The following is a 26951-nucleotide window of genomic DNA, read 5'->3' as shown; positions in this document are numbered from 1 at the left end:
AGGCCCGGTTACGGCCAGTCCATCCGCCGCCCCGCAGCGCCCGCCGCAGTTCCGGCGCCACCTCAGACGCGCCGGCCGACGCTGTAGGTCGCGGCCCGATCGCGAACCACCTTCATATAGCTCTCCGACCTGTTGTAGGTGAACAGCGCCCGGCTCCACCCCTCGGCGGTGCCCAGCGTCCCGCCGCTCACGCACAGATACCGTGCCGCGGTGAGCGCCGCGTCATCGATACTGTGCGGATCGGCGACCCCGTCCCCATTGGCGTCCACTCCCCACCTGCGCCAGGTCTCCGGGATGAACTGCATGGGCCCGACCGCCCGATCGAAGACCCGGTCCCCGTCGAGCACACCGTCGTCGGTATCCCTGATCTCCGCGACCCCCGGCGCCCCGTCCAGGGGTATCCCGATGATCGACGGCTCCACCAGACCGTCGTCCCGCACCTCGGCCCCGCGATGCCGGCCGTGATCGCTCTCCACACTCCCGATCCCCGCCAGCGTCGTCCAGCCGATCCCGCACTCCGGCCGCGCCCGCGCCATCACCGCCGCCGCGTACCCGTAGGCCTCGAGTGCGGCCACCGGCATATCCAGCGCACCGGCGTGCTCGGCCGCCCACGCGTTCAATTGCGCGGCGGTCCGGCCGGGGGCATCGATATCGATCACGGGTACCGGCACGCCGGGCCCGGGCGGAATCCCCTCGGGGATGGGCACCAGATCCTCACCGGCCCCACACCCGGTCAGCACCAGAGCAACCAACGAAACGGCGACGAGGCCGAACCTGCGGAAACGCACACCATCCATCATCCAGACCGGACAGCCCCGGGGGCTCTGCGCAAAGGATCGAACGGCACAGATCACAGTCTTCGAAGCAGCGGTCGCCTGGTCCTCTCGACACCGGGCCACCCCGACCGCGGCCGTCAGCACTGTCACTGCAGGTCGGTCCGATCGTCCGAACGTAACCCGTTGAGCCACCGCACCGTGCAGTACGATTCCGCAGGATCGTGATTCGTGAGGGGGCCGCAATGCACCGACCGGGACGGGCTGTGCTGCACGGAATCTGCGCCACGATGACGGCCGGGCTGCTGCTGACAACCCTCGCCGGCTGCGGTTCGGTGGTGGCCGGTGAGGCAGTCCGTGCCGAACCGGACCTCTCGGGACTCGACGTGGGGAACTATCCGACCGAACCCGCCGCGTTCGGCATCGCGAAAGACCACGAAGCTGCTCGATACCGGGAAGGTCAACGACTGGGCGATTTCGTGGCCCTCCCATTCGAAATCGATTCCAGCTATGTCAACCGGGTCGCGGGCACGGGCGGACCTGTCGTACGGGATCGCCGTGATATGCAGTCTCTGGTCATCAACGACACCTTCGACGAAGTCGCCGCGGATCTGATCACGGGCTGGGTCCACACCTGGTCGACCGGCGGGGACCCGGGGACCGCGCAACAGCTCAGCATCGCCGTTCTGATGTTCCCCGACCCGACCACCGCCGACTCTGTCGCGCGCGGATTGGAACACGACGACTTCACTTTCAATATCGACAACCGCCCGGTACAGCTGCCGAAATACCCGCAATCGAAGGCACACTGGCGACCCGGGCACGCATCACTGGGAAGCTGGGTCGCCCACGACCGCTATGTCGTCTTCGTCAAGTACGACGACCGGGCCGAAAAGGCCGACCTACCGGTGATGGTGCAACGCACCGAATCCGTATTCGATGTTCAGCTGCCCTTGCTCGGTGGGTTCGAGCCCACCCCGGCGGAACAACTGAACGAGATCGCCCTGGATCCGGACGGCGTGCTGGCCCTCACCCTTCCCAAGAGCCCGCAGATGGTCGCGATGTACGGCCCGCCCGACGCATTCCGCGGCCGCGGTGCGGTGTACGCCCTGAGCGGCATAACGGACCTGCAGTTCCTCGATTCCGGACAGGTCACCGGTATCGCGCTGGGCGAATCAGTGGTCGTGCGCAGCGAGACAGCACAGGGAGCTCGAACGCTGTGGGAGGATTTCCGGCCCGACACGGACGAATCGGCGAGCAGCCGGGTGATCGAATCGCCCGCGGGAATCGATGGAAATGTCGCGTGCTTCAGCAGGGAGGTGGCCGCACATATGAATCCCTCGGCATTCTGCGTACTCCAGACGGGAAGATACTTCGCGCAGGTGGAGGGCGGCCAGATCCAAGATCTTCATCAGAAGACCTCGGCGCAGTACGCCCTGCTCCTACATGGATAGGGGGAAGAGTTGCGAATATCGGACGCTCACAGATCCACCGGACCCGGCAGGCGAAAGCTGCCGGTGCTCCTGGCGCTTGCCACGGTCGTGGCGAGCACCGCCTGCGGGTCCACGATCGCAGGCCGGGCCGCCCCCGGTGCCACACCCGTTGATCTGGGAAAACTCGATGTCGGGTTGTTCCCAACCGAACCCGTGGCATTCGAAATGGACATCACCACGGACCCGGATGTGTACTCGCTCGAGGCACGGCGGATGCTCGGTTACCTGCTCTCACCACACGATGTGGACCCCGAGCTTCGCTACCTGAACGAGACTCAGCTGGTCCTGCCCGGCACAACTCCCTCCCTGCTGCCGGAAGAATTCACGCCGATCTCGAAGAAGAACTACCTGGTCGCGGGCGTCGTTACCGCGCGCGGCAACAACAACCCGCGCAGGCCGCGGGAAGGTACCGTCGCCCTGCTGAGGTTCGGCAACGCCGAGTACGCCCGGGTGGCCGCCGCAGAGTTCGACGCGGCCACGGACAAGCGCGCCCCTGGTCGCGAGAAGCTCCCGATACCGGGACACGAAGAAGCCCACGCCGGCAGCGCGCCGACCCGCGATCGCGCACAGGTGTTCGCCGCCTCGGGCCCGTACGTCGTGGCCGGCTCTATCTCCGCCCCCTCCGACCGACTGGCCGATCAGGTGAAAACACTGCTAGACCTGCAGTTGGCGGCAATGAAGGAGCTGGCGCCCACGCCGCCGGACGATATCCTCGACCTTCCCGTCGACCCAGAGGGCATCATGAGCACTGCGCTGGCGCCGGAGTACGCGGCGAGCGCGGCGTACAACGAACTGGCCGGCGCCTACTCCCCTGCGGCCCATATCCACTTCGAGAACGACGCCGATCAGGTAGCCGACTACACGAGATACGGAGTCGACCTGGTCGCGCGCAACTACGCCACGGTGTATCGCACGGCATCTGCCGAACAGGCCTTCGAGTTGCAGGCGACGCTGTCCCGGCCGGCCGCATACGACGACGAGATCCCGGGTCCACCGGGCCTCGTCGACGCCCGGTGCGTCCAACGGACCTCCGCCCCGGCCATGTCCGACCGGTTCTTCTGCGTCACCGTGTACGAGCGCTACGTGGCCGTGGTGGATGCCTATGGACTCGGCGATCTCCCGGCGCCCGAGTTGTACCAGGCCACGGCCGCCCAGTACGCCGTACTCGCCAACAGCAGGATGCCCGGATGATCCGGCGCGGTGCCACTACCAGACGACGCAGGCCGGGACGCAGTCGGCTCGTGGGCCGAAACGACGACAGTACGCCCCGGGGGGCCGTCGTCTGGACGAGGAGGAACGAATGGTGTTGCCGCCCGGTGTCGTTGTCGGCGGCTATCGACTGACTCGGCTGCTCGGTAGCGGTGGTATGGGTGCGGTCTACCTGGGACAGCATCCCAGCCTGCCACGGCAGGACGCGATCAAGATCCTCGACGAAGGCCTGTCCGGTGATCCCGAGTTCCGGGCTCGGTTCGAGCGTGAGGGTGATCTTGCCGCGGGTCTGGATCATCCCAATATCGTCCCGGTCTACAACCGCGGCGAGGAGAACGGGCGGCTCTGGATCGCGATGAAGTTCGTTCCGGGCACCGACGCGTCCGAGGAGGCCAAGAAGGGCCCGGCGGTCATGACCCCGACTCGCGCGCTGCACATCATTTCGGGAGTGGGCAAGGGGCTCGACTACGCCCACCGCAGGCGCCTGTTGCATCGTGACGTCAAACCTGCGAATTTTTTGCTTTCCAACACGCCCGACGATGACGAGGAACGGGTGCTGCTCACTGATTTCGGTGTTGCCAAGTCGGTCGAGGACAGCCGGAATCTGACAGCCACCGGGAAATTCATGGCGACAGTGGCCTATGCGTCACCGGAACAGCTACTCGGCCATCACCTCGACCACCGCTCCGATATCTACAGTCTCGGCTGCTCCTTCTACCGTCTGCTGGCCGGTCGAAATCCGTACCCCTCCACTGTTCCGGCAGTGGTCATGATGGGGCATCTGAACGAACCGCCACCTCGGATATCGGCGATCCGGCCGGACCTACCGCAAGCGCTCGACCACGTTTTCGCCCGCGTGCTGGCGAAGAACTCCGGCGACCGGTACGGCACCTGCCGTGAACTGGTCGCCGACGCGGAGGCGGCCTTTGCCGGTGATGGTCGCTTCATCACTTTCGCAGACGGGTTCGGAGCGACCACGCCGGTGGTCTCCGCCCCGCAGGCAGCACATACCGGTTACTCGCCCGACGGCGGTCGAAACCTGTCCCCTGGACAGGAGACCATCGTGACCGAGCCCGGTGGCGGCTACGCAGCCGGGTTTCCCGGTTCGAAGCCCGGCGGCGGCCGGCTGCGCCGAGTCCTGGTATCGGCTTCCGTCGCTGTCGTCGTGCTACTGGCCTTGGCGGTCGGGGCCTATTTCATCTCCAATACGGGAGCTGGATCGACCGGCGGGCCCGACCTGGCCCGGGTTCGCTCCGAACACCCGGAATTTTCCGGCAAGACCGTTGCCGCTTTCAATTACGGAAACTCCCTGTTCTCGATCGCCCTGGACGGATCCCCTCAGGCGAACTTCCTGCGCGACATCGGGTTTCGGTACAGCGATGCCTACCGCCCCTATCGAAACGAAGAATCTCCGCGCAAATTGTCGCCGACGGGTTTCACCCTGCCGGAAGGACTGGATCTCATCGTGGTCACACGGTCCGATACCGGCGCCGGGAACGGGGGGCTCGGCGGTCTGCCCGTCGCATTCCTGAACGCGACCGCGAAAATCGTCGTCGTCGACGATATATCCACCGTGCAAGCGTTCCAGGTGTGGACCGATCAGTCACCGGGCACTTTGACGGACGAGATGGTGCCTGCCATAGCCGAGGTCGTGGGTTGACCATGAGGGGGGACCGATGAGGACATCGCCGAGACGCCTGATGTATGCCGCGGGCATAGTGGCTACAGTACTGGCGGCGAGTTGCGGCACCGGCGCGAGTGACGAGGATTCCGCGGTGGACGTCGCAGCGTTGCAGACCGGCAATTACCGCACGACACCGCGGTCGCCGGAAGAACTGCGAACCTCCGCGAATATCGACATCCAGGAAGCATTGCGGCTGGGCGAACACGTGCCGCTGATCACGGAGACCAGTCCGAAGCTTGTTTTCACCCGGGTCGCGTATCAGCAGCGAATGTTCACCCGCGCCGACCCGCCACCGATCGTCGATAACTTCTCCGCCGCAGCACCGGGATTCATCGCCGGTTGGGAGACGATAGGCCAGCGCCGGGAAGACGAACTCCACGGACGTTCCGTCGATCTCACAGTCATGCGGTTTTCGACACCGGAGTCGGCGGCGCAGGCAGCCAGGGCACTCGCCGACGGACAGTGGCACAGCCAGTACCCGCCTGTGGGTACGATTCCGATTCCCGGCTACACGGATGCGTTCGGTCAGGCCCGCGCCCACGGTGCGGTTTCGGCTGCTGTCGCTCGGAACGAATTCGTCGTATGGACTTATATCGGTGGCGGCGTGGATATTCCCCCGGAACAGACCGCGCTCGCTGATCTCGCGGCCGATGTTTTCGATGCGCAGTTCGCGCAACTACGGAATTACGAGCCGACGCCGGAAGCGGAACTCGCCGATCTACCGGTCGATCGAGATGGGCTACTGAGCTATGCACTACCAGATCCGGACGGAGCCGCCGAAGCGGTCATGAGCGCGAATACTGCTCTGCATCTGCTCCAGCGGCCCGACCTCACGAAGCGAGCATTCGACGATGCGCGGGTCGACCTGGTCGTACGCGGCGAACCGGAAATCTATCGAGCGGGTGACGAGCGAGCGGCGGACCGCTTACTCGCGTATTTCATCGACCGGCTCGAGCCGGAGTATCTGGCCGTCGACAGCCCTCCCGGAATGCCGCAGGCCTACTGCGTAGAAGACCCGGACTCGACCGGATCGTTGAAATGTCTTTTCACCGCGGGCCGTTACTCGGTGATCATGAACGGCACCCAGATCCAGGACCTTCATCAGAAGGTGTCGGCGCAGTACAAACTGCTCGAACAAGCGCCCTGACTTGGAAAAGGTTGCGCCCCGAGCGATTCCACTGGGGGCACAACCGGAAAACGATGGGACGAGGAAGTCCGGCATACCCGAAACCTCTCGTGCCGCTGTTCACATCCAGCGGGCAGCGTTCGTCTTATCGGTGGTGGACATATCGATCGCACCGTCCCGGACGATATCGGAAAGCCGCTGCATAATGTCCAGCAGGGCGATATGCGCTTCGTCCCAGCGCTTCTGCTTGGCGCTGTAGGCAACCTGGGCTTCACCACCCCACTGGGCGACCAGACCGTTGACGTAACCCTGCAGCTCGTCGTGAGTTTCCTGAAGCCGGCCCCGCGAGGTATTCAGGTCCCCCGACAGCGTCATCAGCTGGGCTTCGGAATAGGAAATCGCATCTGACATTGTGTCTCCTTGTGGCTATGAGTCGGGAGGCCGGACCTAGATATTCAGGCTGGAGCCCGAACCCAGATCTCCGGACGCACCCGCGGCATTGATAGCGTCCTGGTTCGCCTGCTCGGTCGCCGTGTAGCCCTTACCGTTCTCACGAATCAGACCGGCGATCTCCACCAGGACATCGTTCAGCTTCTTCGACTGAAGGTCGTAGTCGTCCATGACCTTCCGGAAGGTGCCGGCAGCGGAGCCCTTCCAATTCCCCTGTGTGCCCGCAACCAGATTGCGGACATTCCCGAGCTCACTGACCAACGCGCCGTTCACGGTCTCGACATGCTTGGCCGCTGTTTCCATCGCCGCAAAATCGGTAGTGACTTCGCCCGCCATGGGTCCTCCTTTTCAAGAGTTCGGATCCGGACCCCCTGCGTCCGCAAACGGTCCGAACTTGCCTTCATGATGATTGGACGCGATTCCCGCCCAATCGGTTCCATAGGATTTCGGAAAACGTCCCGACCGGAGTCATGGAGCGACATCCAGCGAGTTCGCGAGGTCTTCACAGATAGGTGTGATCGAGTCCTGCCCCCCTGTCTGATATTGGCACCCGATACTGATCTGGATGCTGTGCTCGACGATAACATGCCAGTCAACGGTGGATCCGTCCTCCGGATGCTCGGAATAGGCCAGGCCGGGACGGCCCGCGAACACCACGTCGCGACGGACCGCGGATACCGAACCCGCTGGGCGACGGGCGATCTGCGCCTCCAGGTCGGCGGCGATCCGTTCATAGCCGACATCGGGTGTCACGGGCTGCTGGGTCACGGTGATACGTGCGCGCAACCCGGTCTCGGGCACCAGTTCCAGGCGCTCGGAACCGGCGGACGGATCCTTGATCCGCCAGCCGGCCGGGACCGTGAGACGGAGAGCGCCGAAGGACACCGGGCCCGGATCGGCAGCCGTGTCGGTGTCACCGCCGTCGGGCGCCGGGATAGTGGACGGCGCGGTGGCCACGGCAGCCGAGTCGCCGCCGGAAATCCGGACGATACCGATGCCGGCCGCTACCAGGACGGCGACGACGAGTACGGCCGCCGCCGCGAGATAGAGCGGGGTCCGGGAGGGCGGTGGCCGGGTGGCGGCGGCCCGCTCTCGCAGGGGCTGTAGCCATTCGGTCTCGGCGGCGGCCGAGGGCAAGGCGGGGCGGTGATCGCCGGGGTCGGTGCGGGGCACCCGCACCAGATCGGTACCGGCCACCACCACCAACTCGGCGTTACCGCAGCGTTCGGCGACCACCGAACCGATCCGCTCGAGGAAGCCGGCGTCGGTACGGCCCACCACGAGTACCGAACTCACCCGGCAGCCGTGCAACAGTCGGTCGAGCAGTGCGTCGAAACCGGCGCGGCCGTCGTCGTCCGCTGCGATCTCGGCGGCGGCCAGTACCGGCTCGTGCTCGCAGTACTCGAGCCGCGGACCGCCCTCCGCCGGAACCACAGTGGAGGCGGTGGTCGACAGCGGTCCGAATTCGAGGACCACGGTGCGCGCATCGCGTAGCCGCCGCCCGGCGGCGACCGCCCGGACGGCGATCGTCTCCAGCGTCACGTGACCGCTGTGGCGACGTGCCGCGGACTCCAGGACGGTCAGCCGATGCGGGTCCCATTCGGTCGGGTGTACGACGGTGAGCCGCTCACACGGTGTCGGTATACGCAGCTGGGTGAGCGTATGACCGAGCACCGCGCTCAATGCTTCCTCGGGTGTCGGCATACCCGGGTCGTAGGCGATGCGGTCGGCGGTGACCAGCTGCACCGGCGACACCGCGATGGAGGGAGGAGCCAGCGGTTCGCCCACCACCAGACTGCGGCCGTCACCGGTGGGTACGACCGACGGAGTGAGATCGGTATGGGTGTTCGCGCTCCACGCCCACAGCCGTGTCTCGGTCAGCGCGATCTCGGCCACCGGCATTACTGCGCCGGCATCCACGAGGTCTGGATGAGATCGTTACCCGAACGCCCGACCAGGGTGCCGCGGCCCGGCGGCATGGCACTGGGCCGGACATTTCCGAGCAGGCCGCCCTCTTCCCGGCTGCCGCTCATGATCAGTCCGGGCGTGGCCAGGTCGCGCATGCGGGAGATCACCGGCTCGTACATGGCCCGGCCCGCGCCGCCGGAGCGGCGCGCGATAATCAGGTGCAGGCCGATGTCCTTGGCATGCGCGAGGTAATCGACGATCTGCGCGAGCGGGTTGCCGCTGGATCCGCTGGAGACCAGGTCGTAGTCGTCGACGATCACGAACAGATCCGGGCCGGTCCACCAGGAACGGTCGCGCAGTTCCTGCGGGGTGACGTTGGGGCCGGGCATGCGGGTTCGCAGCAGGGCGGCGAGGTCACGCATATTCGTGGTCAAGCCCTCCGCGCCGGTCGCGTAGGCGGCGAGGCGTTCCTGGTCGAAGTAGCCGAGCATGGTGCGCCGGAAATCGACCAGGATGAGCGCCGCCTTGTCGCGCGCGTTGGATTCGACGATGCCGCTGACGATATTGCGCAGCAACGTCGACTTCCCGCATTCGGTATCGCCGAAGATCAGGAAGTGCGGATTGTCGTCGAAATTGAGGAAAACCGGCGCGAGCTCGGATTCGTTGATACCGATCGGGATCGCGACATTGCGCCGGTCCGCCGGGCCCTCCCAGGGTCCGATGCCCCGCACGAACTGTTCCCGGTCGAGTTGTTCGGGCAGCATCCGGACCTGCGGTGCGGGACGTCCGGGAGTCGCCTGCTGCAGTCGCGCGACGGCGTCGGCGACGCCGCGACCGAGATCCTCGGCCTCGGAGGACCCGTCCACCCGGGGCAGCGCGGTGAGCATATGCAGGCTTTCCGGAGTCATACCGCGCCCCGGGCGGCCCTGCGGAACCAGCGCCGCGACCTTGCGGCCGAACTCGGAATCGGCCGGATCACCGAGGCGCAGTTCCAGCCGGGTGCCGATTTGATCCTTGAGCTGCGGCCGGGCCTCCATCCAGCGCGAGAGCGCGATCACCACGTGCACGCCGTAGGACAGGCCCTGGACCGCGAGGTTCATGATCGCCTGTTCCAGCGGTTCGAAATCCTGGCGGATCGAACCGAAACCGTCGATCACCAGGAAGACGTCACCGAACGGGTCCTCGTGGGCCCCGGTGGCGGCCTGACTGCTCGCCGGGTCGCCGGCACGCAGGCGGCGGAACTCCGACATCGATTCGATGCCGAGCTGACGGAAGCGCAGTTCGCGGGTGCGCACGATGGTGGTCATCTCGGCGATGGTGCGACGGACCTTGTCGTGGTCCAACCGGCCGGCCACCGAACCGACGTGCGGCAGACCCTCGAGACTGGCGAGGGTGCCACCGCCGAAGTCCAGGCAGTAGAACTGCACCTGTTCGGCGGTATGGGTCAGCGACATCGCCATGATCAGCGTGCGCAGCATGGTCGATTTACCCGACTGCGGGCCACCGACGACGGCCACATTGCCGCGCGCGCCGGACAGATCCACGACCAGGGGGTCGCGCCGCTGGTCGTAGGGGCGGTCGACGATACCGATCGGTGCGCGCAGACCGGCCTGCGCGCTGTATTCGCCGGTGAGGATAGAACGCGGGACGAGTTCGTCCAGCGACGGGGCGGCGTCCAGCGGCGGCAACCAGATCTCGTGGGCGGGCCGGCCGTGGCCGCGGATCCGGGCCACCAGCATGCCGATATTGGAGATCTGTTCGCCGTCCTCGATCAGCGGTTCCGGATCGTCGAGCGGTTCGGGAGCCAACGGTATCCGGTCCACTGCCCGGAATTCGACGTGTTTGGCCAGGAACGGGCGGGCGGTGATATCGATCTCGCCGGCCCGGGTCGCCACTGCGATATCGCGCTGCGGGCCGCCACCCACATACGCCCCGGAGACGTAGGAGGCCTGGAATCGCTGGATCTCGCCCGAATCCGATTTCAGGTAGCCACCGCCGGGATTGTTGGGGAGGTTATAGGCATCCGGGACACCGAGCACCTGGCGGGATTCGTTCGCGGAGAAGGTTTTCAGGCCGATACGGTAGGACAGGTGCGACTCCAGGCCTTTGAGCTTGCCCTCTTCCAACCGCTGGGAGGCGAGCAGCAGATGGACGTGCAGCGAGCGGCCCAGGCGGCCGATCATCACGAACAGTTCCGCGAAATCGGGGTGCTGGGTGAGCAGTTCGGAGAACTCGTCGAGGACCACGAACAGCGCGGGCAGCGGATCGAGATCGGCACCGGCGGCCCGGGCCTTCTCGTATTCGGAGACATTCGCGAAGTTACCGGCCTGGCGCAGCACTTCCTGACGGCGGTTCATCTCGCCCGCCAGCGCATCGCGCATACGGTCGACGAGGTCGGCTTCCTCTTCCAGGTTGGTGATGACGGCCGCGACATGCGGGACCCCGTCGAGGCCGAGGAAGGTCGCGCCGCCCTTGAAGTCGACGAGGACCAGATTCAGCTGGTCCGGTGAATGAGTGGCCAGCAGACTGAGCACCAGGGTGCGCAGGAATTCGGATTTACCGGAACCGGTGGCGCCGATGCACAGACCGTGCGGGCCCATACCGGATTCGGCGGCTTCCTTGATATCCAGCACGACGGGCAGCCCGTCGGCGCCGACACCGAACGGAACCCGCAACCGCTCCCGGCCGTAGCGGGGCCGCCACGCGCTCTCGGGATTGAAGGAACCGATATCGCCCAGGCCCATCAACTGCGCCCAGGTGTTGATGGTCTCCCCTTCGCTGACCTCGACATCGCTACTGCGCTGGGTGGCCGCGCGGTAGGGGGCGAGACGGCGGGCCACCTGCTGGGCCTGTTCCCGGCCGATCCGGTCGATGACCGCGAAACGCTCCTGGTTTCCGGTGGCACCGCGGCCCAGGCATTCACCATTACGGATGGTCAGGCCGATGCCTCGCGATACCGCCAGGCGCGGCGCGTATCCGCACAGGTCGATGACGGTGACGCCCTCGTACCCGGATTCGCGCAGCTGATCCTCTTCGGCTTCGAGCAGGCCGCCGTCCACCACGATCACCACGTGCACCATGGCGGCATTGGTGGGCTGGTTACGGGAGTAGCGGACCCGGTTGCCGAGGATGGGGGCGAGGCCGGCCATCATCTCGCGGATCGAACCGAAGAACATACGCTGGGTACCGACACCGTCCTGGGCGTCCGGGTGCTGGGTGTGCGGCAGCCATTTGGTCCATTCCCATTCCGCGCTGGTGTCGGGCCCGCAGACGATCGCGGTGAGCACCTGGTCCGGGCCGTGGAACATGGCCAGCTGAACCAGCATCGCGCGCACCATGTCCCGGGCCTGGGCCCGGTCGCCGTCGAGGGCGATGGTGGCGAAACCCTTCACCGCGATGGCGGTGGGCAGATCGGGGACCGTGGAATGCGCGCGGACGAAACGGCGCAACGAGACCGCGGCGATCGGTTCGAGCTCCTCCACCGGCCCGGTTTCCGGGGCGACCAGGCGGGTGGCCAGCCGCTGCCCGCCGATGCCGATACGGACATGGCAGAAGTCCTTGTCACTGGGCCGGCGCTCCCACATCCGGGAGGTACCGGCGAGCATCCAGACCAGGCCCGGCTCCGGATGACTCCACTCCACCGCGGCCCGCTGCTCGGCCGCCGTGACCCCGACATCCTTGCGGACCTGGTCGAGATAGCGCAGATAGTCCTTGCGGTCCTCGTTGGCCTCCGCCGCCTTGGCACCCTTACCGTTGCCCTGGCCGGCGAACATCCCGACCATCGAGACCATCATCATCATCGGGAACATCAGCGACATCGGATTCGACGCGATACCACCGCCCTGGGTGAACATCAGCGCCATCATCCCGACCATGCCGATGATCATCACGACCGGCATGAGCTTGCCCAGCAGATTTCCCGGCGTCACCCGGGGGATTTCGGGGGGTGGCTGCAGGGTGACCTCGCCGCCCGGTGTCCGTGGAACCTCCCGGCGCGCACGCCGCTGAAAACGGACAGTGGTCATCGAACGAGATCCCCCTTGTGGCCATGCGATGTTCGGGCTCAGTGTAGAGGCAAGCACGAACATGTCGTACAGTTCGACCTGCATTCTGCTGGCCGGAACGGGGGCACGCAACCCGCGATCTCCTGGGAGAATGCGGAAAACGAGCAGGGTAGCGAACCAACTTGGGGGAAGCGTGACGCATGCGCGACTGGACCATATGGAGGAAGATTCCTCGCGGGGGATAGTCCGCGCACCGGATCTCACCAGGGTCACCATTCTGGCCAAACACACCCAGGTCGATATGGCCATTCCGGTCGATGTTCCGGTCGCGCTGGTGATCCCGAGTGTGGTCGATATGATCGCCGCGCACAGCAGAACCAACGACTTCGACCACCAGGGCGAACGCTACGAACCCGCGGACTGGGTGCTGGCCCGGATCGGCCAGCCGCCGCTGTCGAATTCGCTCAGCCTCGGTGAACAGGGGGTGCGCGACGGCGAGCTGCTGATGTTGGAGAACTCGGCCCACACCGCGCCGACCCCGCTCTTCGACGACATCATGTACAACGTCGCCGTCGCCGACGCCGAGCATTTCCGCGGGTGGAATCCGATTACCGCGCGGATCACCGGCTCGGCGCTGGCGGTGCTCACCATGCTGGCGGGTTGCACCGCACTGCTGGCGTCGCCGGACGCGATGCCCGGCTGGATCACCGGGGCGATCGCGCTGGGGGTGGCGGTGCTGCTGGTGGTCGCGGCGATGATCCTGAGCCGGGTGTACGGCGATCCGAAGACCTCGCTGGTCCTCGGCGGCTGCGCGCTGCCGCCGGCGTTCACCGGCGGCATGCTGATCGTGCCGGATCACTACGACTGGGCCCATATGCTGCTCGGTTCCACGCTATTGGGGGCCACGGCGATTCTGGCCTGGCGGGTCACCGGCGTGGGCCTCGGGCTGTTCATCGGCGCGGGCACGGTGGCGCTCTTCGCGGTGCCCTCCGCGCTGGTCGGCCTGCTCACCGAGCTGCCGATGAAGGCCGTCGGCGCGGTGGTGGCGGCCCTGGGTCTCGCCGCGCTGTCGCTGGCCCCGCGGATCTCCATGATGCTGGCGAAACTGCCGCTGCCCCCCGTGCCCTCCCCCGGCACCCCCATCGATCCGACCGAAGACGATCCCGACGATCACCGGGCCCTGCCCACGCTCGATGCCCTGCACGCGAAATCGGCTCGCGCGCGGACCTATCTGAGCGGACTGGTCTCGGCGACCACGCTGGTCACGGTGGTCGGCGCGCTGGTGGCCACCGATCCCACCGGGGGCGGGTTCTTCTGGCAGGGCATCGCGCTCGCACTGGTGTGCGCGGCGGTCCTGATGTTCCGCAGCCGCACCTACGCCGGCGCCGAACAGGCCGTGATCCTGATCGCGGGTGGCGCCGCCATCCTGCTCGCCATGCTGGTGGGGATGGCGTTCGTGACCGATCTGCCGCTGGCCGCGTTCGGAGCCGCCCTGGTCATGCTGATCGCCGCGCTCGTCCTCGGCATGATCGTCCCCAACCAGACGGCCACTCCGCCGATGCGGCGGGCCGCGGAACTGATCGAATACGGCTTCGTGGCCGCGGTGCTGCCGCTCGTGTTCTGGGTGACCGACCTCTACTCCCTCGTCCGCGGGCTGTGAACCGGGGGGTCCGCGCCGCGGCGGTGGCCGCGGTACTCGGGATGAGTGCGACGCTCGGGCTCGGCTCTCCGGTGGCGTATGCCGACCGGCCCGCACCCGTCGATCCCGGGCAGTTGCCGGCCGGTGATCCGGCGAGACCCACCCAGGCCACCGAGCGCAAGGCGAATACCGCCTGCAACAGCACCGTTTCCGGCGGCGGCGGTCCGACCGTGCCACCCGCGCAGGCCGCCCTCGACCTGACGCGGGCGTGGCAGTTCTCCGAAGGAGCCGGGCAGGTCGTCGCGGTGATCGATACGGGGGTGGCCCGCCATCCCCGGCTGCCCGGGCTACGCGCCGGCGGCGACTTCGTCGCCAACAGCGGTGACGGCACCGAGGATTGCGACGCGCACGGGACCATCGTGGCCGGCATCATCGGCGCGAGCCGGGTCCCGAACGAGGGCTTCTCCGGAGTGGCACCGGCCGCGGCGATCCTCACGATCCGCCAGACGAGTGATAAGTACGTCAAAGCGGGCAGCAATGCCACCAAAACGCCGGAAGATCTCTCCAAAGAGGGATACGGCAATGTCGCCACCATGGCGCAGGCCGTCCGGCGGGCCGCCGATATGGGCGCCACTGTCATCAATATCTCCGAGGTCGCGTGCAGTGCCGGCCCTATCTCCGATGCTTCGCTCGGTGCCGCGCTCGACTACGCCGTCCACCAGAAGAACGTGGTCGTGGTGGCCTCGGCCGGTAATACCGACAACGACAGCTGCAAGGGCAATACCGGCATCCAGGACCCGCTGGATCCCGCGGCGGACCCGTGGAGCAATGCGACCGTCAACGTGACACCGGCTCGCTATGACGATCTGGTGCTCTCGGTCGGCTCTATCGATGCGAACGGTGCCCCCTCGGAGTTCACCGTCCCGGGCCCCTGGCTCAGTGTCGCCGCGCCGGGCGAGAACATCGTCTCCCTCGACGTGCACAGCGCCGGGGTCATCAACGGAACGGTCGATGCCCAGGGCGGTCGGCAGACCATCAACGGCACCAGTTTCGCGGCACCCTATGTCTCCGGCGTGGTCGCGCTGGTGCGCTCCCGTTTTCCTGAATTGTCCGCCGTCGAGGTCATGAAACGCATCCAGGCGACCGCCCACGCACCGGCCGAGGGCTGGAACCCCTATGTGGGCTACGGCGCGATCGACCCGATCGCGGCCTTGACCAACGAGGTTCCCGACGAATTACGGCCCAAGCAGCCGAATCCCGCGGTCAGCAAGCAGCTCGCGATCCCCGCTCCGCCCCCACCGCCGGACCATACCGCCCGGAATGTGGCCCTCATCGGCAGTGGGATCATCGGGGGCGGATTGGTGCTCGGCTATCTCGCCTCGTTCCCGGCCCGTCGCCGCTTCGGCGTCGGCGACGACGACGCCTGAGGCGACGCCTCCCGATCGAGTCGCTCGGCGCCGGAGAAGATCCGCGCCGACCGCGGCGGGTCTGTCGACGTGTCGTGTTCCGGTTGGGCGTTCGGAATCCGGCGGGGTCCGGCAGCGTCTGTTCCGGCTCCGGCCGGTGAACACCTCTGCGATCCGCATTTCGACGACACCGAATAGCGCTGGCTCTACCAGGCCAGCGCCTCCACGCTCGATCGAACCCGGTGGAGATGACGGCAACTGAGCGGTGCATCCACCGATCTGGACCAGTACTACTTCGTGGCCACCGGTTGCGCGGCCGGCGAGGGATCCGGTGCGACCCCGTCGTGTGCGACCAGTGCTTCTTCTCGGCCCAGGCTCGGCCCGGAGGCCAGCAGCCCGACGATGGGCCAGGGCGCGGACTCGGCTTTCCCGGGCATACCCAGCGCCTTCGCGGCGTCGGCGTTCTTGATGCCGTACCGCACACCGGTATCGGCGATATAGAAGACGCTGTCCTTACGGCTGCTGTCCGGTTCGATCCCGGTGGTCTGGACATAGGCGCCGGTCCCCGGAGCCAGGTAGGCGGAGTCGACGTTCTGGCCCGACCCGTCGGCCTGGGCGAGCGGTACCAGTTTCGCGCTGTCCGATATCGGCAGGCCGACTCCCGTGATGACGTGCAATTCGGCCCGGGTGCCGGTGTTCTCGCCGGCTTCCGGGATAGGTTTCCAGGACAGGCAGCTCACCGGATGGTCCTTGGGCTCGAGCACGGCCGGGGCCGTCTTGGGGTAGTCGCCCACCCGCAGGGCCGTCGAAACGGGGGCATCGGTGCGTTCGCGCTGGTCGATGGTGTCGTCACCCGGAGTCTGCGGGTTGGAGTTACGAATGATCTCCCCGGTCAGGGCCGAGATGGGTTGCAGCCCGTCGGCGAGCACCACGTGATATTCGGTTCCGGAGGTACCGACCTGCACTACGTCACCGATGCGGTGACCGCTGACCTCGAAACCGGTCGGGGCGGTACCGACATCGGCGATATCGGGCCGGACGATGGGCTGCACTTCCGGTATCGCGTTGATCAGGCCTTCGCTCACCGGCCGCGGGGTGGCGCCGGTGATGTTCAGGGCGTCGGTCACCGCGCGGTCGGTCATATCGATGCGCGCGCGTTTCCTGTCGTAGACCAGATAGGTGTGGTTCTCCCCCTGCACCAGCAGCGCCTTGTCCGTACCCATCGATTCGGCTTTCGCGCCGAGCTCGAGGTCGCCGGCCAGTACCGACGTCGTACGGTCCTGGCTGCCATCGATCTTCATCTCGTCACAGATGGTCCATTGCCGTCCGGTACCGGCGGAATCGAAGTGGATCGAGCCGGGCGCACCGGGAATACCGATCAGTGGACCCCGGGCCTTCTTCCCGATCTCGGCTTCCTTCACGATCGACGCGTCCGGCGCCTCGCCCGCGGCCAACCGGGCCGACGCCAGGTTCAACGCGGGATGCACCACGTCGTTGATCACCACGTAGACGGCGCCGGATTCCTTGCCGATCAGGATCTTGTTCTGGTCGATCTTGTCCTGCGGCCGGAGCAGGGCCAGCACACCGCAGCCGGCGAGTACCACCACGGCCAGGACCAGGCCCACGACATAGGCACGCACCTGAGAACGCATGGGGTCGTGGAGCATCCGCACGTCCCGCCGCACCAACGCGTGCTCCATCCGGCGAACCAGGAAGTTGTAACCGCTGATCTGCCACCTGGTGGTGGGCTTTGAAGGCATCGTCTTCCCCCGAACTGTGCTGGTGCTCGCCGAACACAGTACAGTTCGCGAGGACGTAGTTCAGCTCGGCCGCCGATAATCGGCCGACACCGGGTACCTGGGGGACTCTGATGGCCGTTCCAGCCGCAGTGGGGCGCAGGCGCAGCCTGCTTTTCGGGCGTATCTCGATGCGCAATCTGCTTATCGCACAGGTATTCGCGCTCGTCACGGGCATGATCGCCTTGGTCACCGGAGTGAACCCCTGGATCGCGCTGGGGATCGCGGTCGTCGTCGGATGTGTTCCGCTCGTTCCGGTCGGGCGCCGGGTGCTGCTGGATTGGGTGGGCACCTGGTGGAACTATCGGGCCCACCGCGAATACCGGATCGGGGACAGCAGCGATTTCCGCGGACCGGACGACCGTTCGCTGGGCCTGTACTGGGACGAGAGCCGGGTGGTCGCGGTCGTCGAGGTGCTGCCGCCGCGCGGCGGACTCACCCGCATCGACCGTACCGCGGTGCACGCCTCCCATCTGCTGCCGATGGCGGAGCTGGCGACCTGCCTCGCCCAGCACGACATCCTGCTCAGCGGTATCGACATCATCAGTCACGGTCACCGCAGCCGCTCCGGCACACCGGCGGGCGCCATCTACGAATCCCTGCTGGGGCCACTGCCCGCCACCGCGTATCGCACGGTCTGGCTGGCGATCGGGTTCGATATGGTCGACTGCCCCGGGGCCGCGAAACGCCGCGGCGGCGGCGACGAGGGCGCGGCGCGGGCGGTCACCATCGCGACCCAGCGCATCGTGCGGACGCTCGAGGACGCGGGGTGCGGGTCGCGGGTGCTGACCGCCTCGGAGATCCGGGCGGCCGTCCGTCAGGTGCTGCACGGAGCCGACGCGCGCGAGCTGACCCACCGGTGGCGGTATGCCGAACTCGGCAACAGCGTCAACATCGGGTCCGCGATCGATCCGAAACAGCTGGGTTCGGAGATCCTTTCGCAGCTGTGGGTGGCCGAATCCCGGGGCACCACCGTCGCGGTCCGGCTGCGGCCCGGCAGTACGGCCGATACCGTGCACGTCGGCGCGGCCTGGCGGTCCACCCTGCGGGAACTCCCGGAGAAGAACACCTCCAAGGGTATGGTTTCGATGAACGGCCGGCATCGTGACGGGCTGCTCGCGCATCTGCCGGTCGGTATCCCCGATGTCGAGGACATCGTCCCCACCGCCGAGTACCCGATCGATGTGCTGGACGCGCTGGCCCTGCCGTCGTCGGGCTGTGGACAGCTGATCGGATCCGACGACGAGGGCAACGGTGTGGCACTGCGGCTCGTCGGTGCCGGTATCTCGTCGGTGTACGTCGCGGGCGAACTGTATCTCGCACAGCAGCTGGTGTTCCGCGCGCTGGCCGTCGGTGAACGGATCCTGGTGCGCACCGACCGCCCACAAGCGTGGTACCAGCTGATCGAGACGATCGGCAATCCGGAGCGCCTGATGCTTGCCGTCGAAATGCACCAGTCCGACGCCATGTTCACCGCGACCGTCGTCGACGGCGTGCTCGCCCCCGCACCGCACGCCGGTATCACCACGATCTATGTCACCGGCGACCCGATGGGCTGGCCGGCCACCAAACCCGACCTGTCGATCCAGCAACCCGGAGCGATCGGTAACCGGGTCGTCGTCCGTACCGCGACCACGCAGATTCCGCTGAACCTGGTCTCGATTCCCCGGGAACACACCTACATCGGTGAACCCCGGACCCGCCGTCCCGCGTCGGCGGCCCAGCAACCCCAGCACCACTGAACACCTTCGGCACCACTCCGGGCTTGCGGTCCATCCCCGCTCGTGCCATGGATCCGAAACCCCTGTCCCGGATTCGACCGGTCACCGCTGGCCTTCCGGAGGCACGGGCTCCGTCCGAGCCTCAGCCCGGGTAGGGGTCGGCGGACCGCGCATTGCGCAACGTCGGAGCCCACCAGGCGAGTTGGGTCAGCATCCGGTCCGCGGCGTCGATAGCCGCACCGTCGCCCGTGTTCCCCGCGGCGTCGAACTGTTTACGCGCCCGATGGAAGCTCACCGATTCGCGTACCGAGACCATATGGACCTCGGCCACCACCTGGCGAAGTTGTTCCACCGCGCGCAAACCACCCGACAGCCCGCCGTAGGACACGAAACCCACCGGCTTGGCGCGCCATTCGTGTTTCGCGCTGTCGAAGGCGGTTTTCAGCGAGGCCGGATAGCCGTGGTTGTACTCCGAGGTCACCACGGCGAACGCGTCCGCGGCCGCCAGCCTCTCGCGGAAGCGGAGAGTCTCCGGGGTTTCGGTGAGATCGAGCGGCAGCGGGATGTCCAGCAGGTCGAGCACGCCGATATCGAATTCGGTCCGGGCCCGCGCCGTGCGCAGGAACCAGTCGGCGACCACGGGCGCGAAACGTTCGGGCCGGACGCTGGCGACGATCACCTCTAGTCGCAGGGGCGTATCCACCGGACGAGACTATCCCGCGGCCGCGCGGAGCCGCGGGATGGTTCAGGGCAGTTCGAAGGGTAACGCGACCCCGGCGTGGACCCGGCAGTGCTCGCAGGTCTCGGTGTCGGCGACCGCGGCGACCGCGGCGCGGACGAGGTCCTTGAAGGGCTTGATATTGCGTTCGAATTCGGCGAACACATCGGCCGCTCGCACGCCTTCTCCCTCGGTGATACCCGCGTCCAGATCGGTGACCAGCGCGATTACCGCGTAACACATCTCCAGTTCGCGGGCGAGTACCGCTTCCGGATAGCCGGTCATATTGACCAGCTCCCAGCCCTGGGCGGCGAACCAGCGGCTCTCGGCCCGGGTGGAGAAGCGCGGTCCCTGGATGACCGCCATGGTCCCGTGCGGGTGGACGTGCACCGCGCTGTCGGCGGATTTCACCGCGGTGGCGCGCAGGTCGGCGCAGTAGGGGTCGGCGAAGGAGACGTGTATACCGTTACCGTCGAAATAGGTCTGTGGGCGCCCGGAGGTGCGGTCGACGAGTTGGTCCGGGATGACCACGGCGCCCGGGCCCCAGTCGGGCCGCAGACTGCCGACCGCGCAGGGGGCATAGATACGGCGCACGCCGATCGATCGCAGTGCCCACATATTGGCCTGGTAGGGCAGGGTGTGCGGGGAGTACTCGTGCCGTGCTCCGTGGCGTGGGAGGAAGGCCACCGGGCGGCCCTCGACCTCCCCCACCGTGATCGGCGCGCTCGGATCACCGTAGGGGGTTCGCAGGGTGACCGCGTCTGTGGCGCCGTCGAAGAAATCGTAGAATCCACTACCGCCGATGACGGCCAGCGCGGGCCGATCCTGGGAAGTCATGGTCTCGATTGTTCCGCGTAGGTGGCATGGGCGCACAGGCGAGGGCACGCACCTGACAAGCCCGGACCGGAACTGTACCCTAGGGGGGTATCAACGGTCCTCTCGACCGGCGCAGAGGAGACAATCGGTGACTTCCACATCCACCACGGCGGGATCCGCCGACGAGACGGGGACCGGCCACATGTCCCACGACCACGCGAACCACGGCTACATCACCGCCAAGGACGACTACCTCAAGCGGCTGCGCCGGATCGAGGGGCAGGCTCGCGGCCTGCAGCGGATGGTGGAGGAGGAGAAGTACTGCATCGATATCCTCACCCAGGTCTCCGCCATGACCAAGGCCCTGCAAGCGGTCGCGATGGGACTACTGGAGGACCATATCAGCCACTGCGTGGTGGACGCGGCGGTCGCCGGTGGCCCGGATGCCGAGGCCAAGATCAAGGAAGCCACCGACGCGATCGCCCGGCTGGTTCGTTCCTGAGCCCTGTCCCGGGTGGGGTCACCCACGCGGGCTACACCCCACCCGCCGAGTCAGGACTGCTGAGTGAGCAGCGGCGCCAGGGTGCGCAGCGTAGCCAGGTAGTCCTCGTCGAGGACCTGCAGCGCGAGGTGATCGGCGCCCGCCTCGATATGACGGCGAACCTGCGCCGCGACCTGATCGGCCGGCCCGTGCACGGCGAGCGCGTCGAGCAGGCGATCGCTGCCCGGCTTGGCGATGTCCTCGTCGGTGTAGCCGAGACGCCGCAGGTTGGTGGTGTAGTTGCGCAGGCCGAGGTACATGTCCACCACGGTGCGGCCGGTGGCGCGGGCGCTGTAGGGATCGGTGTCCACGACGAGCTTCTGTTCGGGCACCAGCAGCGCGTCACCGACGATCTCACGGGCCTGCGCCGTGTGCTCCGGAGTCGTGAGATAGGGCAGCGCGCCCGCGGTACGGTCCGCCGCCAGCTTCAGCACCTTCGGGCCGAGCGCGGCGAGCATCCGGCCGGAGACCGGGACCCGGGCCGCGTCCAGTTCGTCGAGGTATTCGACCAGTGCCTCGTAGGGGGAACGGTAGGGCTTGTTCGCCTCCGGGTGACCGCAGCCGATGCCGAGCACGAACCGGCCCGGGAACCGCTGCTCGATCCGATGGAAGGATTCGGCGGTTTCGGCGGCGGGCGCGGTCCAGATGTTGACGATGCTGGTGCCGACCTTCAGGGTCTCGGTGGCCGCCAGCAGGTCCTCCACCACCGGGAGGTCGGCGCTCGGCGAGCCGCCGAGCCACAGGGCCCCGTAGCCGAGTCGCTCGAGTTCCGCCGCCGCTTCCGGGGTGAACAGCTTGTAGTAGCGCCAGACGCCGTACCGTCCGAGATCGATGGTCATACCTACCGCAACCTTCTCGTCGAGGGGACCTATTCCAGCCCCGACCCTATCCGCGGTTCTGCAGCGACTGAGCGCAGCGACTGAGCGCCGGAGTTGACGAGCCGGGGTCACGGAGCCCCGGCCCGCCCGCCGGAGACGAGGCCATCAGATACAGCAGTCCCCCGCGGGAACCGACCGCATCTCCCGGGTCTGGACGTTGCGGGCGGCCAGGTCCTGTTCCGCCGGGTAGTCGACCGCGACAAGGCTCAGCCCGTGCGCGGGCGCGACGGTCACCGAACTCGACCGGCTCCGCTCCGCCAGCAGCCCCGCGACCCACTCCGGTGTCCGGCGGCCCTCCCCCACCGCGAGCACCGCGCCGACCAGGCTGCGGACCATCGACCAGCAGAAGGCATCGGCGCTCACATGGGCGTTCAGGTGCTCGCCCTCCCGCACCCAGTCATAACGCTGCAGTTCGCGGACGGTCGTCGCGCCCTCCCTGCGACGGCAGAAAGCGGCGAAATCGTGCAGGCCGAGCAGGTTGCGCGAGGCCGCCCGCATGGCATCGAGATCAACCGGCCGACAACTCACCACGCTGCGCGCGGCCAAGGGGTCGGCACCATAGGGCGCGGTGGTGAGACGGTAGATGTAGTGGCGGCGAATCGCCGAGAAGCGGGCGTCGAATTCGGCGGGTACCGGACGGAGATCGGTTATCCGGACGTCCTTTGGCAGGAATTTGGCCATCCGGTGCACGAGCTTGTCGGCGTCCACCTCCGCCCCGGTATCGAAATGAGCGACCTGCCCCTCGGCGTGTACCCCGGCGTCGGTGCGTCCGGCGACCGTCAACTGCACCGGCTCGCGCAGCACTTTCCCCAGCGATTCCTCGAGCACACCCTGTACGGTCCGCAGACCGGGCTGGCGAGCCCAGCCCACGAAGTCGGTGCCGTCATAGGAAATATCCAAGCGGAAGCGCCCGCCTTCCGGCGCCGGTACCGACGTCGTCGCGGTCTCCTGGCACGGCCCACTCGCGGTCCCGGCCGCCGTGGCCGGTCCGCCGATCGCCCGCGTGCCGGCGGGCCCGCACGGGACCGAACCGGTTGTCGCGGATCCCGGATCGTGTTCGCTCACCAGACCATCCTCCGGATACGGGACGAGCCCGCACGCCCGTAATGGGCGGCGGGCTCGTCGACGAACCGGGGACCCACATCGCGCGCGTCCCCGGCAGACGAATTACGCCTTGTCGTCAGCCTTGTCGTCAGCCTTCTCCTCGGCCTTCTCCTCGGCCGCGACTTCCTCGGCCGGAGCCTCGGTGGCTTCGGTCTCGGCCTCGGGGGCCTTCTCCTCCGCCTTCTGCGACGCGGCGACCCGGCGGGCGCGATCGGCCTCGTTGGTCACGGTCTGCTCCCGGACCAGCTCGATGATCGCCATCGGGGCATTGTCGCCCTTACGCGGCAGGGTCTTGATGATCCGGGTGTAGCCGCCGTTGCGGCCCTCGAACGACGGACCGATCTCGGCGAAGAGATCGTGCACGACGTCCTTGTTCCGGATCACCCGGAGCACCTCGCGGCGGTCGGCCAGGGTACCGGCCTTGGCCTTGGTGACCAGCTTCTCGGCGTAGGGGCGCAGCGCCTTGGCCTTGGCCTCGGTGGTCGTGATCCGACCGTGCTCGAAGAGCGCCGTGGCCAGATTGGCGAAGATCGCCTTCTGGTGCGACGCCGACCCGCCGAAGCGAGCGCCCTTCTTGGGCTTGGGCATTGTGGGTTCTCCTTGTGTATGTGCGGTGTGGGCGTCCGACGTTGGGCATGAACTTCCATGCCCTCGACTGCACGCTCACATCGCGGGCGCAAGGCCGACGCGGGTGCCTACCCCTGCGCGGCCTAGAGCTGTTCGGTTTCGGCGTAGTCCTGCTCGCCGCCGTCGTTATCGCTGAAAGTGCCGCTGTCGGACCAGGTTCCGGTGCTCGCGTCGTAGCCGACCACGCTGGACGGGTCGAAGGACGCGGGGCTGTCCTTGAGCGAGAGGCCCAGCGCGTGCAGCTTGACCTTGACCTCGTCGATGGACTTCTGGCCGAAGTTGCGGATATCCAGCAAATCCGATTCGGTCCGCGCCACCAGCTCGCCGACGGTGTGCACACCCTCGCGCTTCAGGCAGTTGTAGGAACGGACGGTGAGGTCCAGATCCTCGATCGGCAGCCCGAAGGAGGCGATGTGATCCGCCTCGGCCGGGGAGGGGCCGATCTCGATACCTTCGGCTTCGACGTTCAGCTCACGGGCCAGGCCGAACAGTTCGACCAGGGTCTTGCCCGCCGAGGCGAGCGCGTCCCGCGCGCTGATGGAGTTCTTGGTCTCCACGTCCAGGATGAGCCGGTCGAAGTCGGTGCGCTGCTCGACACGGGTGGCCTCGACCTTGTAGGTCACCTTGAGCACCGGCGAGTAGATCGAATCCACCGGGATCCGGCCGATTTCCGCACCGGTCGCCTTGTTCTGCACCGCCGGGACATAACCGCGACCACGTTCGACGACCAGCTCGATCTCGAGCTTGCCCTTGTCGTTCAGGGTGGCGATATGCATATCCGGGTTGTGCACGACCACACCCGACGGCGGCACGATGTCATCGGCGGTGACGGTCCCCGGGCCCTGCTTGCGCAGGTACATGGTGACCGGCTCGTCCTCTTCGGAGGACACGACCAGGCCCTTGAGGTTCAGGATGATGTCGGTGACATCCTCCTTCACACCGGGCACGGTGGTGAACTCGTGCAGAACGCCGTCGATGCGGATGCTGGTCACCGCGGCCCCCGGGATCGAGGACAGCAGGGTGCGCCGCAGCGAGTTACCGAGGGTGTATCCGAAGCCCGGCTCGAGCGGTTCGATGGTGAACTTCGACCGATTGTCGGCGATGACCTCTTCGGTGAGGGTCGGACGCTGGGAAATCAGCATGGGATCAATCCTCCTGTTTTGGGCGCCCGCTATTTGACGCCTCGTCTAGGGGTTGTGCGGGCCGTCGCGGTTCGGCGGCCCACACCAGCGGCGCAGCTGTTACTTCGAGTAGTACTCGACGATCAGCTGTTCCTGCAGCGGCACATCGATCTGCGCGCGTTCCGGCAGCGAATGCACCAGGATGCGCAGCCGGCCCGGGATGACCTGGAGCCAGCCGGGGACCGGGCGGTCACCGACGGTCTCCCGCGCCACCTGGAACGGCAGGGTCGCCAGCGACTTCTCCTTGACATCGATGATGTCGTACTGGGTGACCTGGAAAGAAGGAACGTTGACCTTCTTGTTGTTCACCAGGAAGTGGCCGTGGCTGACCAGCTGGCGGGCCTGGCGGCGGGTACGGGCCAGACCGGCGCGGTACACGACGTTGTCCAGCCGGGTCTCCAGCAGACGCAGCAGGTTGTCACCGGTCTTGCCCTTGAGGCGGTTGGCCTCTTCGTAGTACCGGCGGAACTGCCGCTCCATGACACCGTAAGAGAAGCGGGCCTTCTGCTTCTCCTGCAGCTGGAGCAGGTACTCGCTCTCCTTGATCCGCGCGCGGCCGTGCTGGCCGGGCGGGTAGGGGCGACGCTCGAAAGCCTGGTCACCGCCTACCAGGTCGACGCGCAGGCGACGCGATTTGCGGGTGATGGGTCCGGTGTAACGGGCCATTGTGCTCTACCTTCCTTCCCGCTTAGACGCGACGCCGCTTGGGCGGACGGCAGCCGTTGTGCGGCTGCGGAGTGACATCGGAGATGGTGCCGACCTCCAGGCCGGCGGCCTGCAGCGAACGGATCGCGGTCTCGCGGCCCGAACCGGGGCCCTTGACGAACACGTCGACCTTCTTCACACCGTTCTCCTGCGCCTTGCGGGCCGCGTTCTCGGCGGCCAGCTGCGCGGCGAACGGGGTCGACTTGCGCGAACCCTTGAACCCGACATGACCCGACGACGCCCAGGAGATGACGTTGCCGGAAGGATCGGTGATGGACACGATCGTGTTGTTGAACGTGCTCTTGATATGCGCGTGACCGTGCGGGACGTTCTTCTTTTCCCTGCGGCGCGACTTCTGGCTCTTCTTCGGGCCGGAGGCCCGGGACTTCGGAGGCATCGCTTATCCCCTACTTCTTCTTGCCGGCGACGGTGCGCTTCGGGCCCTTGCGGGTGCGCGCGTTGGTCTTGGTGCGCTGGCCGTGGACCGGGAGGCCACGACGGTGACGCAGGCCCTGGTAGCAGCCGATCTCGATCTTGCGACGGATATCGGCCTGGACCTCACGACGCAGGTCACCTTCGACCTTGAGGGACGAGCCCTCGATGTAGTCACGCAGCTGCGTGACCTGCTCGTCGGTGAGATCCTTCGAGCGCAGGTCCGGGCTGACGCCCGTCGCGGCCAGGATCTCCTTCGAGCGGGTACGACCGACGCCGTAGATGTAGGTCAGTGCGATCTCCATGCGCTTCTCGCGCGGGAGGTCGACGCCCATGAGACGTGCCACTGGTGAGTTTCCTTAACTGTTGCGGAGGTCTGCTCCCTGTCCGTCCCCTCGTCTGGTGGGGCCCCGGCCTCCGTTCCGGGGGTAGGCGCGCACACCTTCCGGGTCACCCCGGAAAAATCCTCAGTGTGCGGCTGGAGCTGGGAGTTCTTCTGCGTGCCAGTCCGAACCGCGTTCGGTGCTCAGGCCCGGTGTCAGCCCTGCCGCTGCTTGTGCCGCAGGTTGTCGCAGATCACCATGACCCGGCCGTTACGCCGGATCACCTTGCACTTCTCGCAGATCTTCTTGACGCTCGGCTGAACCTTCACGTCCGTCCAATCTTTCGTAGCGGCCCACACCTACGGGTGTGGACACAGTTGACCCCGGTCGGGTACGACCGGGGAAATCTCGGGGAGC

24 protein-coding genes are annotated in these 26951 nt (G+C 66.9%); 8 read left to right on the top strand and 16 right to left on the bottom strand.

What is annotated here, in order from left to right; genetic code table 11:
* Positions 1-62: 62 nt before the first annotated feature.
* The gene (locus NGR01S_RS08860) at positions 63-797 is read right to left on the bottom strand and encodes a lytic transglycosylase domain-containing protein (protein ID WP_245664492.1); all 735 of its coding nucleotides are present in this window, start codon (positions 795-797) and stop codon (positions 63-65) included.
* A gap of 221 nt (positions 798-1018) precedes the next feature.
* On the opposite strand from NGR01S_RS08860, the gene NGR01S_RS08855 reads away from it, so the two are divergent.
* The 4 genes from NGR01S_RS08855 to NGR01S_RS08840 all read left to right on the top strand — a co-directional run bounded on the left by NGR01S_RS08855 (position 1019) and on the right by NGR01S_RS08840 (position 6306).
* A complete protein-coding gene (locus NGR01S_RS08855) occupies positions 1019-2227 on the top strand; it encodes a DUF7373 family lipoprotein (RefSeq protein ID WP_084480517.1) in 1209 nt (402 codons plus the stop codon).
* A gap of 204 nt (positions 2228-2431) precedes the next feature.
* A complete protein-coding gene (locus NGR01S_RS08850) occupies positions 2432-3457 on the top strand; it encodes a DUF7373 family lipoprotein (RefSeq protein ID WP_157107173.1) in 1026 nt (341 codons plus the stop codon).
* Positions 3458-3566: 109 nt separating this feature from the next.
* Positions 3567-5135 (top strand): serine/threonine-protein kinase, encoded by a 1569-nt coding sequence (locus NGR01S_RS08845; protein ID WP_063035651.1) that lies wholly within the window; start codon positions 3567-3569, stop codon positions 5133-5135.
* A 115-nt stretch (positions 5136-5250) separates the two neighbouring features.
* Entirely contained in the window at positions 5251-6306 is a 1056-nt protein-coding gene (locus tag NGR01S_RS08840) for a DUF7373 family lipoprotein (RefSeq protein ID WP_157107172.1), read from the top strand.
* A 99-nt stretch (positions 6307-6405) separates the two neighbouring features.
* Here the strand turns inward: NGR01S_RS08840 and NGR01S_RS08835 are convergent, their stop codons facing one another.
* The 4 genes from NGR01S_RS08835 to eccCa form a co-directional block, all read right to left on the bottom strand.
* Positions 6406-6696 carry a WXG100 family type VII secretion target gene (locus tag NGR01S_RS08835; RefSeq protein ID WP_084480515.1) on the bottom strand — a complete coding sequence of 97 codons (291 nt, stop codon included), beginning with the start codon at positions 6694-6696 and terminating at the stop codon, positions 6406-6408.
* A 36-nt stretch (positions 6697-6732) separates the two neighbouring features.
* Positions 6733-7071 carry a WXG100 family type VII secretion target gene (locus tag NGR01S_RS08830; protein WP_030522598.1) on the bottom strand — a complete coding sequence of 113 codons (339 nt, stop codon included), beginning with the start codon at positions 7069-7071 and terminating at the stop codon, positions 6733-6735.
* A gap of 132 nt (positions 7072-7203) precedes the next feature.
* Positions 7204-8655 (bottom strand): type VII secretion-associated protein, encoded by a 1452-nt coding sequence (locus NGR01S_RS08825; RefSeq protein ID WP_157107171.1) that lies wholly within the window; start codon positions 8653-8655, stop codon positions 7204-7206.
* Complete coding sequence (gene eccCa, locus NGR01S_RS08820) at positions 8637-12668, bottom strand: type VII secretion protein EccCa (protein ID WP_063035647.1); 4032 nt, start codon at positions 12666-12668, stop codon at positions 8637-8639. The genes NGR01S_RS08825 and eccCa overlap by 19 nt, the downstream gene beginning before the upstream one ends.
* Before the next feature lie 172 nt (positions 12669-12840).
* Here eccCa and eccD point away from each other — a divergent pair, with 172 nt between their 5' ends.
* Positions 12841-14307, top strand: a complete 1467-nt coding sequence (gene eccD, locus NGR01S_RS08815) for a type VII secretion integral membrane protein EccD (RefSeq protein ID WP_063035646.1) — start codon at positions 12841-12843, stop codon at positions 14305-14307.
* 41 nt (positions 14308-14348) lie between these two features.
* On the top strand, positions 14349-15713 hold the full coding sequence (gene mycP, locus NGR01S_RS08810) for a type VII secretion-associated serine protease mycosin (protein WP_063035714.1): 1365 nt from the start codon (positions 14349-14351) through the stop codon (positions 15711-15713).
* Between the two features lie 269 nt (positions 15714-15982).
* Here the strand turns inward: mycP and eccB are convergent, their stop codons facing one another.
* Positions 15983-17452, bottom strand: a complete 1470-nt coding sequence (eccB, locus tag NGR01S_RS08805; protein ID WP_063035645.1) for a type VII secretion protein EccB — start codon at positions 17450-17452, stop codon at positions 15983-15985.
* Positions 17453-17562: 110 nt separating this feature from the next.
* Between eccB and eccE the strand changes: the two genes are divergently transcribed.
* Complete coding sequence (gene eccE, locus NGR01S_RS08800) at positions 17563-19230, top strand: type VII secretion protein EccE (protein ID WP_063035644.1); 1668 nt, start codon at positions 17563-17565, stop codon at positions 19228-19230.
* 121 nt (positions 19231-19351) lie between these two features.
* Here eccE and NGR01S_RS08795 read toward each other — a convergent pair whose 3' ends face one another.
* Positions 19352-19912, bottom strand: a complete 561-nt coding sequence (locus NGR01S_RS08795; RefSeq protein WP_063035643.1) for an NADPH-dependent FMN reductase — start codon at positions 19910-19912, stop codon at positions 19352-19354.
* Between the two features lie 42 nt (positions 19913-19954).
* Positions 19955-20764, bottom strand: a complete 810-nt coding sequence (locus NGR01S_RS08790; protein ID WP_063035642.1) for an S-methyl-5'-thioadenosine phosphorylase — start codon at positions 20762-20764, stop codon at positions 19955-19957.
* Between the two features lie 181 nt (positions 20765-20945).
* Here NGR01S_RS08790 and NGR01S_RS08785 point away from each other — a divergent pair, with 181 nt between their 5' ends.
* Entirely contained in the window at positions 20946-21245 is a 300-nt protein-coding gene (locus NGR01S_RS08785; RefSeq protein ID WP_063035713.1) for a metal-sensitive transcriptional regulator, read from the top strand.
* A gap of 50 nt (positions 21246-21295) precedes the next feature.
* Here NGR01S_RS08785 and NGR01S_RS08780 read toward each other — a convergent pair whose 3' ends face one another.
* The 8 genes from NGR01S_RS08780 to rpmJ form a co-directional block, all read right to left on the bottom strand.
* A complete protein-coding gene (locus NGR01S_RS08780) occupies positions 21296-22123 on the bottom strand; it encodes an LLM class F420-dependent oxidoreductase (protein WP_063035641.1) in 828 nt (275 codons plus the stop codon).
* Positions 22124-22267: 144 nt separating this feature from the next.
* On the bottom strand, positions 22268-23062 hold the full coding sequence (gene truA, locus NGR01S_RS08775; RefSeq protein ID WP_063035712.1) for a tRNA pseudouridine(38-40) synthase TruA: 795 nt from the start codon (positions 23060-23062) through the stop codon (positions 22268-22270).
* Between the two features lie 267 nt (positions 23063-23329).
* Positions 23330-23854 carry a 50S ribosomal protein L17 gene (gene rplQ, locus NGR01S_RS08770; RefSeq protein WP_063035640.1) on the bottom strand — a complete coding sequence of 175 codons (525 nt, stop codon included), beginning with the start codon at positions 23852-23854 and terminating at the stop codon, positions 23330-23332.
* Between the two features lie 122 nt (positions 23855-23976).
* The gene (locus NGR01S_RS08765) at positions 23977-25035 is read right to left on the bottom strand and encodes a DNA-directed RNA polymerase subunit alpha (RefSeq protein ID WP_030522611.1); all 1059 of its coding nucleotides are present in this window, start codon (positions 25033-25035) and stop codon (positions 23977-23979) included.
* Positions 25036-25134: 99 nt separating this feature from the next.
* Positions 25135-25740: a 30S ribosomal protein S4 gene (gene rpsD / locus NGR01S_RS08760; RefSeq protein WP_030522612.1), complete on the bottom strand. Its 606-nt coding sequence runs from the start codon at positions 25738-25740 to the stop codon at positions 25135-25137.
* Between the two features lie 22 nt (positions 25741-25762).
* Entirely contained in the window at positions 25763-26176 is a 414-nt protein-coding gene (gene rpsK / locus NGR01S_RS08755; protein ID WP_030522613.1) for a 30S ribosomal protein S11, read from the bottom strand.
* A gap of 10 nt (positions 26177-26186) precedes the next feature.
* The gene (rpsM, locus tag NGR01S_RS08750) at positions 26187-26558 is read right to left on the bottom strand and encodes a 30S ribosomal protein S13 (protein ID WP_030522614.1); all 372 of its coding nucleotides are present in this window, start codon (positions 26556-26558) and stop codon (positions 26187-26189) included.
* 191 nt (positions 26559-26749) lie between these two features.
* Positions 26750-26863 (bottom strand): 50S ribosomal protein L36, encoded by a 114-nt coding sequence (gene rpmJ / locus NGR01S_RS08745; protein WP_025347279.1) that lies wholly within the window; start codon positions 26861-26863, stop codon positions 26750-26752.
* Positions 26864-26951 lie beyond the last annotated feature (88 nt).

This window comes from Nocardia grenadensis NBRC 108939 (genome assembly GCF_001613445.1).
Lineage (GTDB): Bacteria > Actinomycetota > Actinomycetes > Mycobacteriales > Mycobacteriaceae > Nocardia > Nocardia grenadensis.
This window is presented reverse-complemented; position numbering and strand designations above follow the sequence as displayed.

Bases quoted from the DNA above. Each gene is read 5' to 3' on its own strand.
- rpsD (WP_030522612.1), bottom strand. From the start codon at position 25,740: ATGGCCCGTTACACCGGACCCATCACCCGCAAATCGCGTCGCCTGCGC.
- NGR01S_RS08835 (WP_084480515.1), bottom strand. From the start codon at position 6,696: ATGTCAGATGCGATTTCCTATTCCGAAGCCCAGCTGATGACGCTGTCG.
- mycP (WP_063035714.1), top strand. From the start codon at position 14,349: ATGAGTGCGACGCTCGGGCTCGGCTCTCCGGTGGCGTATGCCGACCGG.
- NGR01S_RS08860 (WP_245664492.1), bottom strand. From the start codon at position 797: ATGGATGGTGTGCGTTTCCGCAGGTTCGGCCTCGTCGCCGTTTCGTTG.
- NGR01S_RS08780 (WP_063035641.1), bottom strand. From the start codon at position 22,123: ATGACCATCGATCTCGGACGGTACGGCGTCTGGCGCTACTACAAGCTG.
- NGR01S_RS08830 (WP_030522598.1), bottom strand. From the start codon at position 7,071: ATGGCGGGCGAAGTCACTACCGATTTTGCGGCGATGGAAACAGCGGCC.
- NGR01S_RS08785 (WP_063035713.1), top strand. From the start codon at position 20,946: ATGTCCCACGACCACGCGAACCACGGCTACATCACCGCCAAGGACGAC.
- NGR01S_RS08845 (WP_063035651.1), top strand. From the start codon at position 3,567: ATGGTGTTGCCGCCCGGTGTCGTTGTCGGCGGCTATCGACTGACTCGG.
- NGR01S_RS08765 (WP_030522611.1), bottom strand. From the start codon at position 25,035: ATGCTGATTTCCCAGCGTCCGACCCTCACCGAAGAGGTCATCGCCGAC.
- NGR01S_RS08790 (WP_063035642.1), bottom strand. From the start codon at position 20,764: ATGACTTCCCAGGATCGGCCCGCGCTGGCCGTCATCGGCGGTAGTGGA.
- eccB (WP_063035645.1), bottom strand. From the start codon at position 17,452: ATGCCTTCAAAGCCCACCACCAGGTGGCAGATCAGCGGTTACAACTTC.
- rplQ (WP_063035640.1), bottom strand. From the start codon at position 23,854: ATGCCCAAGCCCAAGAAGGGCGCTCGCTTCGGCGGGTCGGCGTCGCAC.
- NGR01S_RS08855 (WP_084480517.1), top strand. From the start codon at position 1,019: ATGCACCGACCGGGACGGGCTGTGCTGCACGGAATCTGCGCCACGATG.
- eccCa (WP_063035647.1), bottom strand. From the start codon at position 12,668: ATGACCACTGTCCGTTTTCAGCGGCGTGCGCGCCGGGAGGTTCCACGG.
- NGR01S_RS08850 (WP_157107173.1), top strand. From the start codon at position 2,432: ATGGACATCACCACGGACCCGGATGTGTACTCGCTCGAGGCACGGCGG.
- rpsK (WP_030522613.1), bottom strand. From the start codon at position 26,176: ATGCCTCCGAAGTCCCGGGCCTCCGGCCCGAAGAAGAGCCAGAAGTCG.
- eccE (WP_063035644.1), top strand. From the start codon at position 17,563: ATGGCCGTTCCAGCCGCAGTGGGGCGCAGGCGCAGCCTGCTTTTCGGG.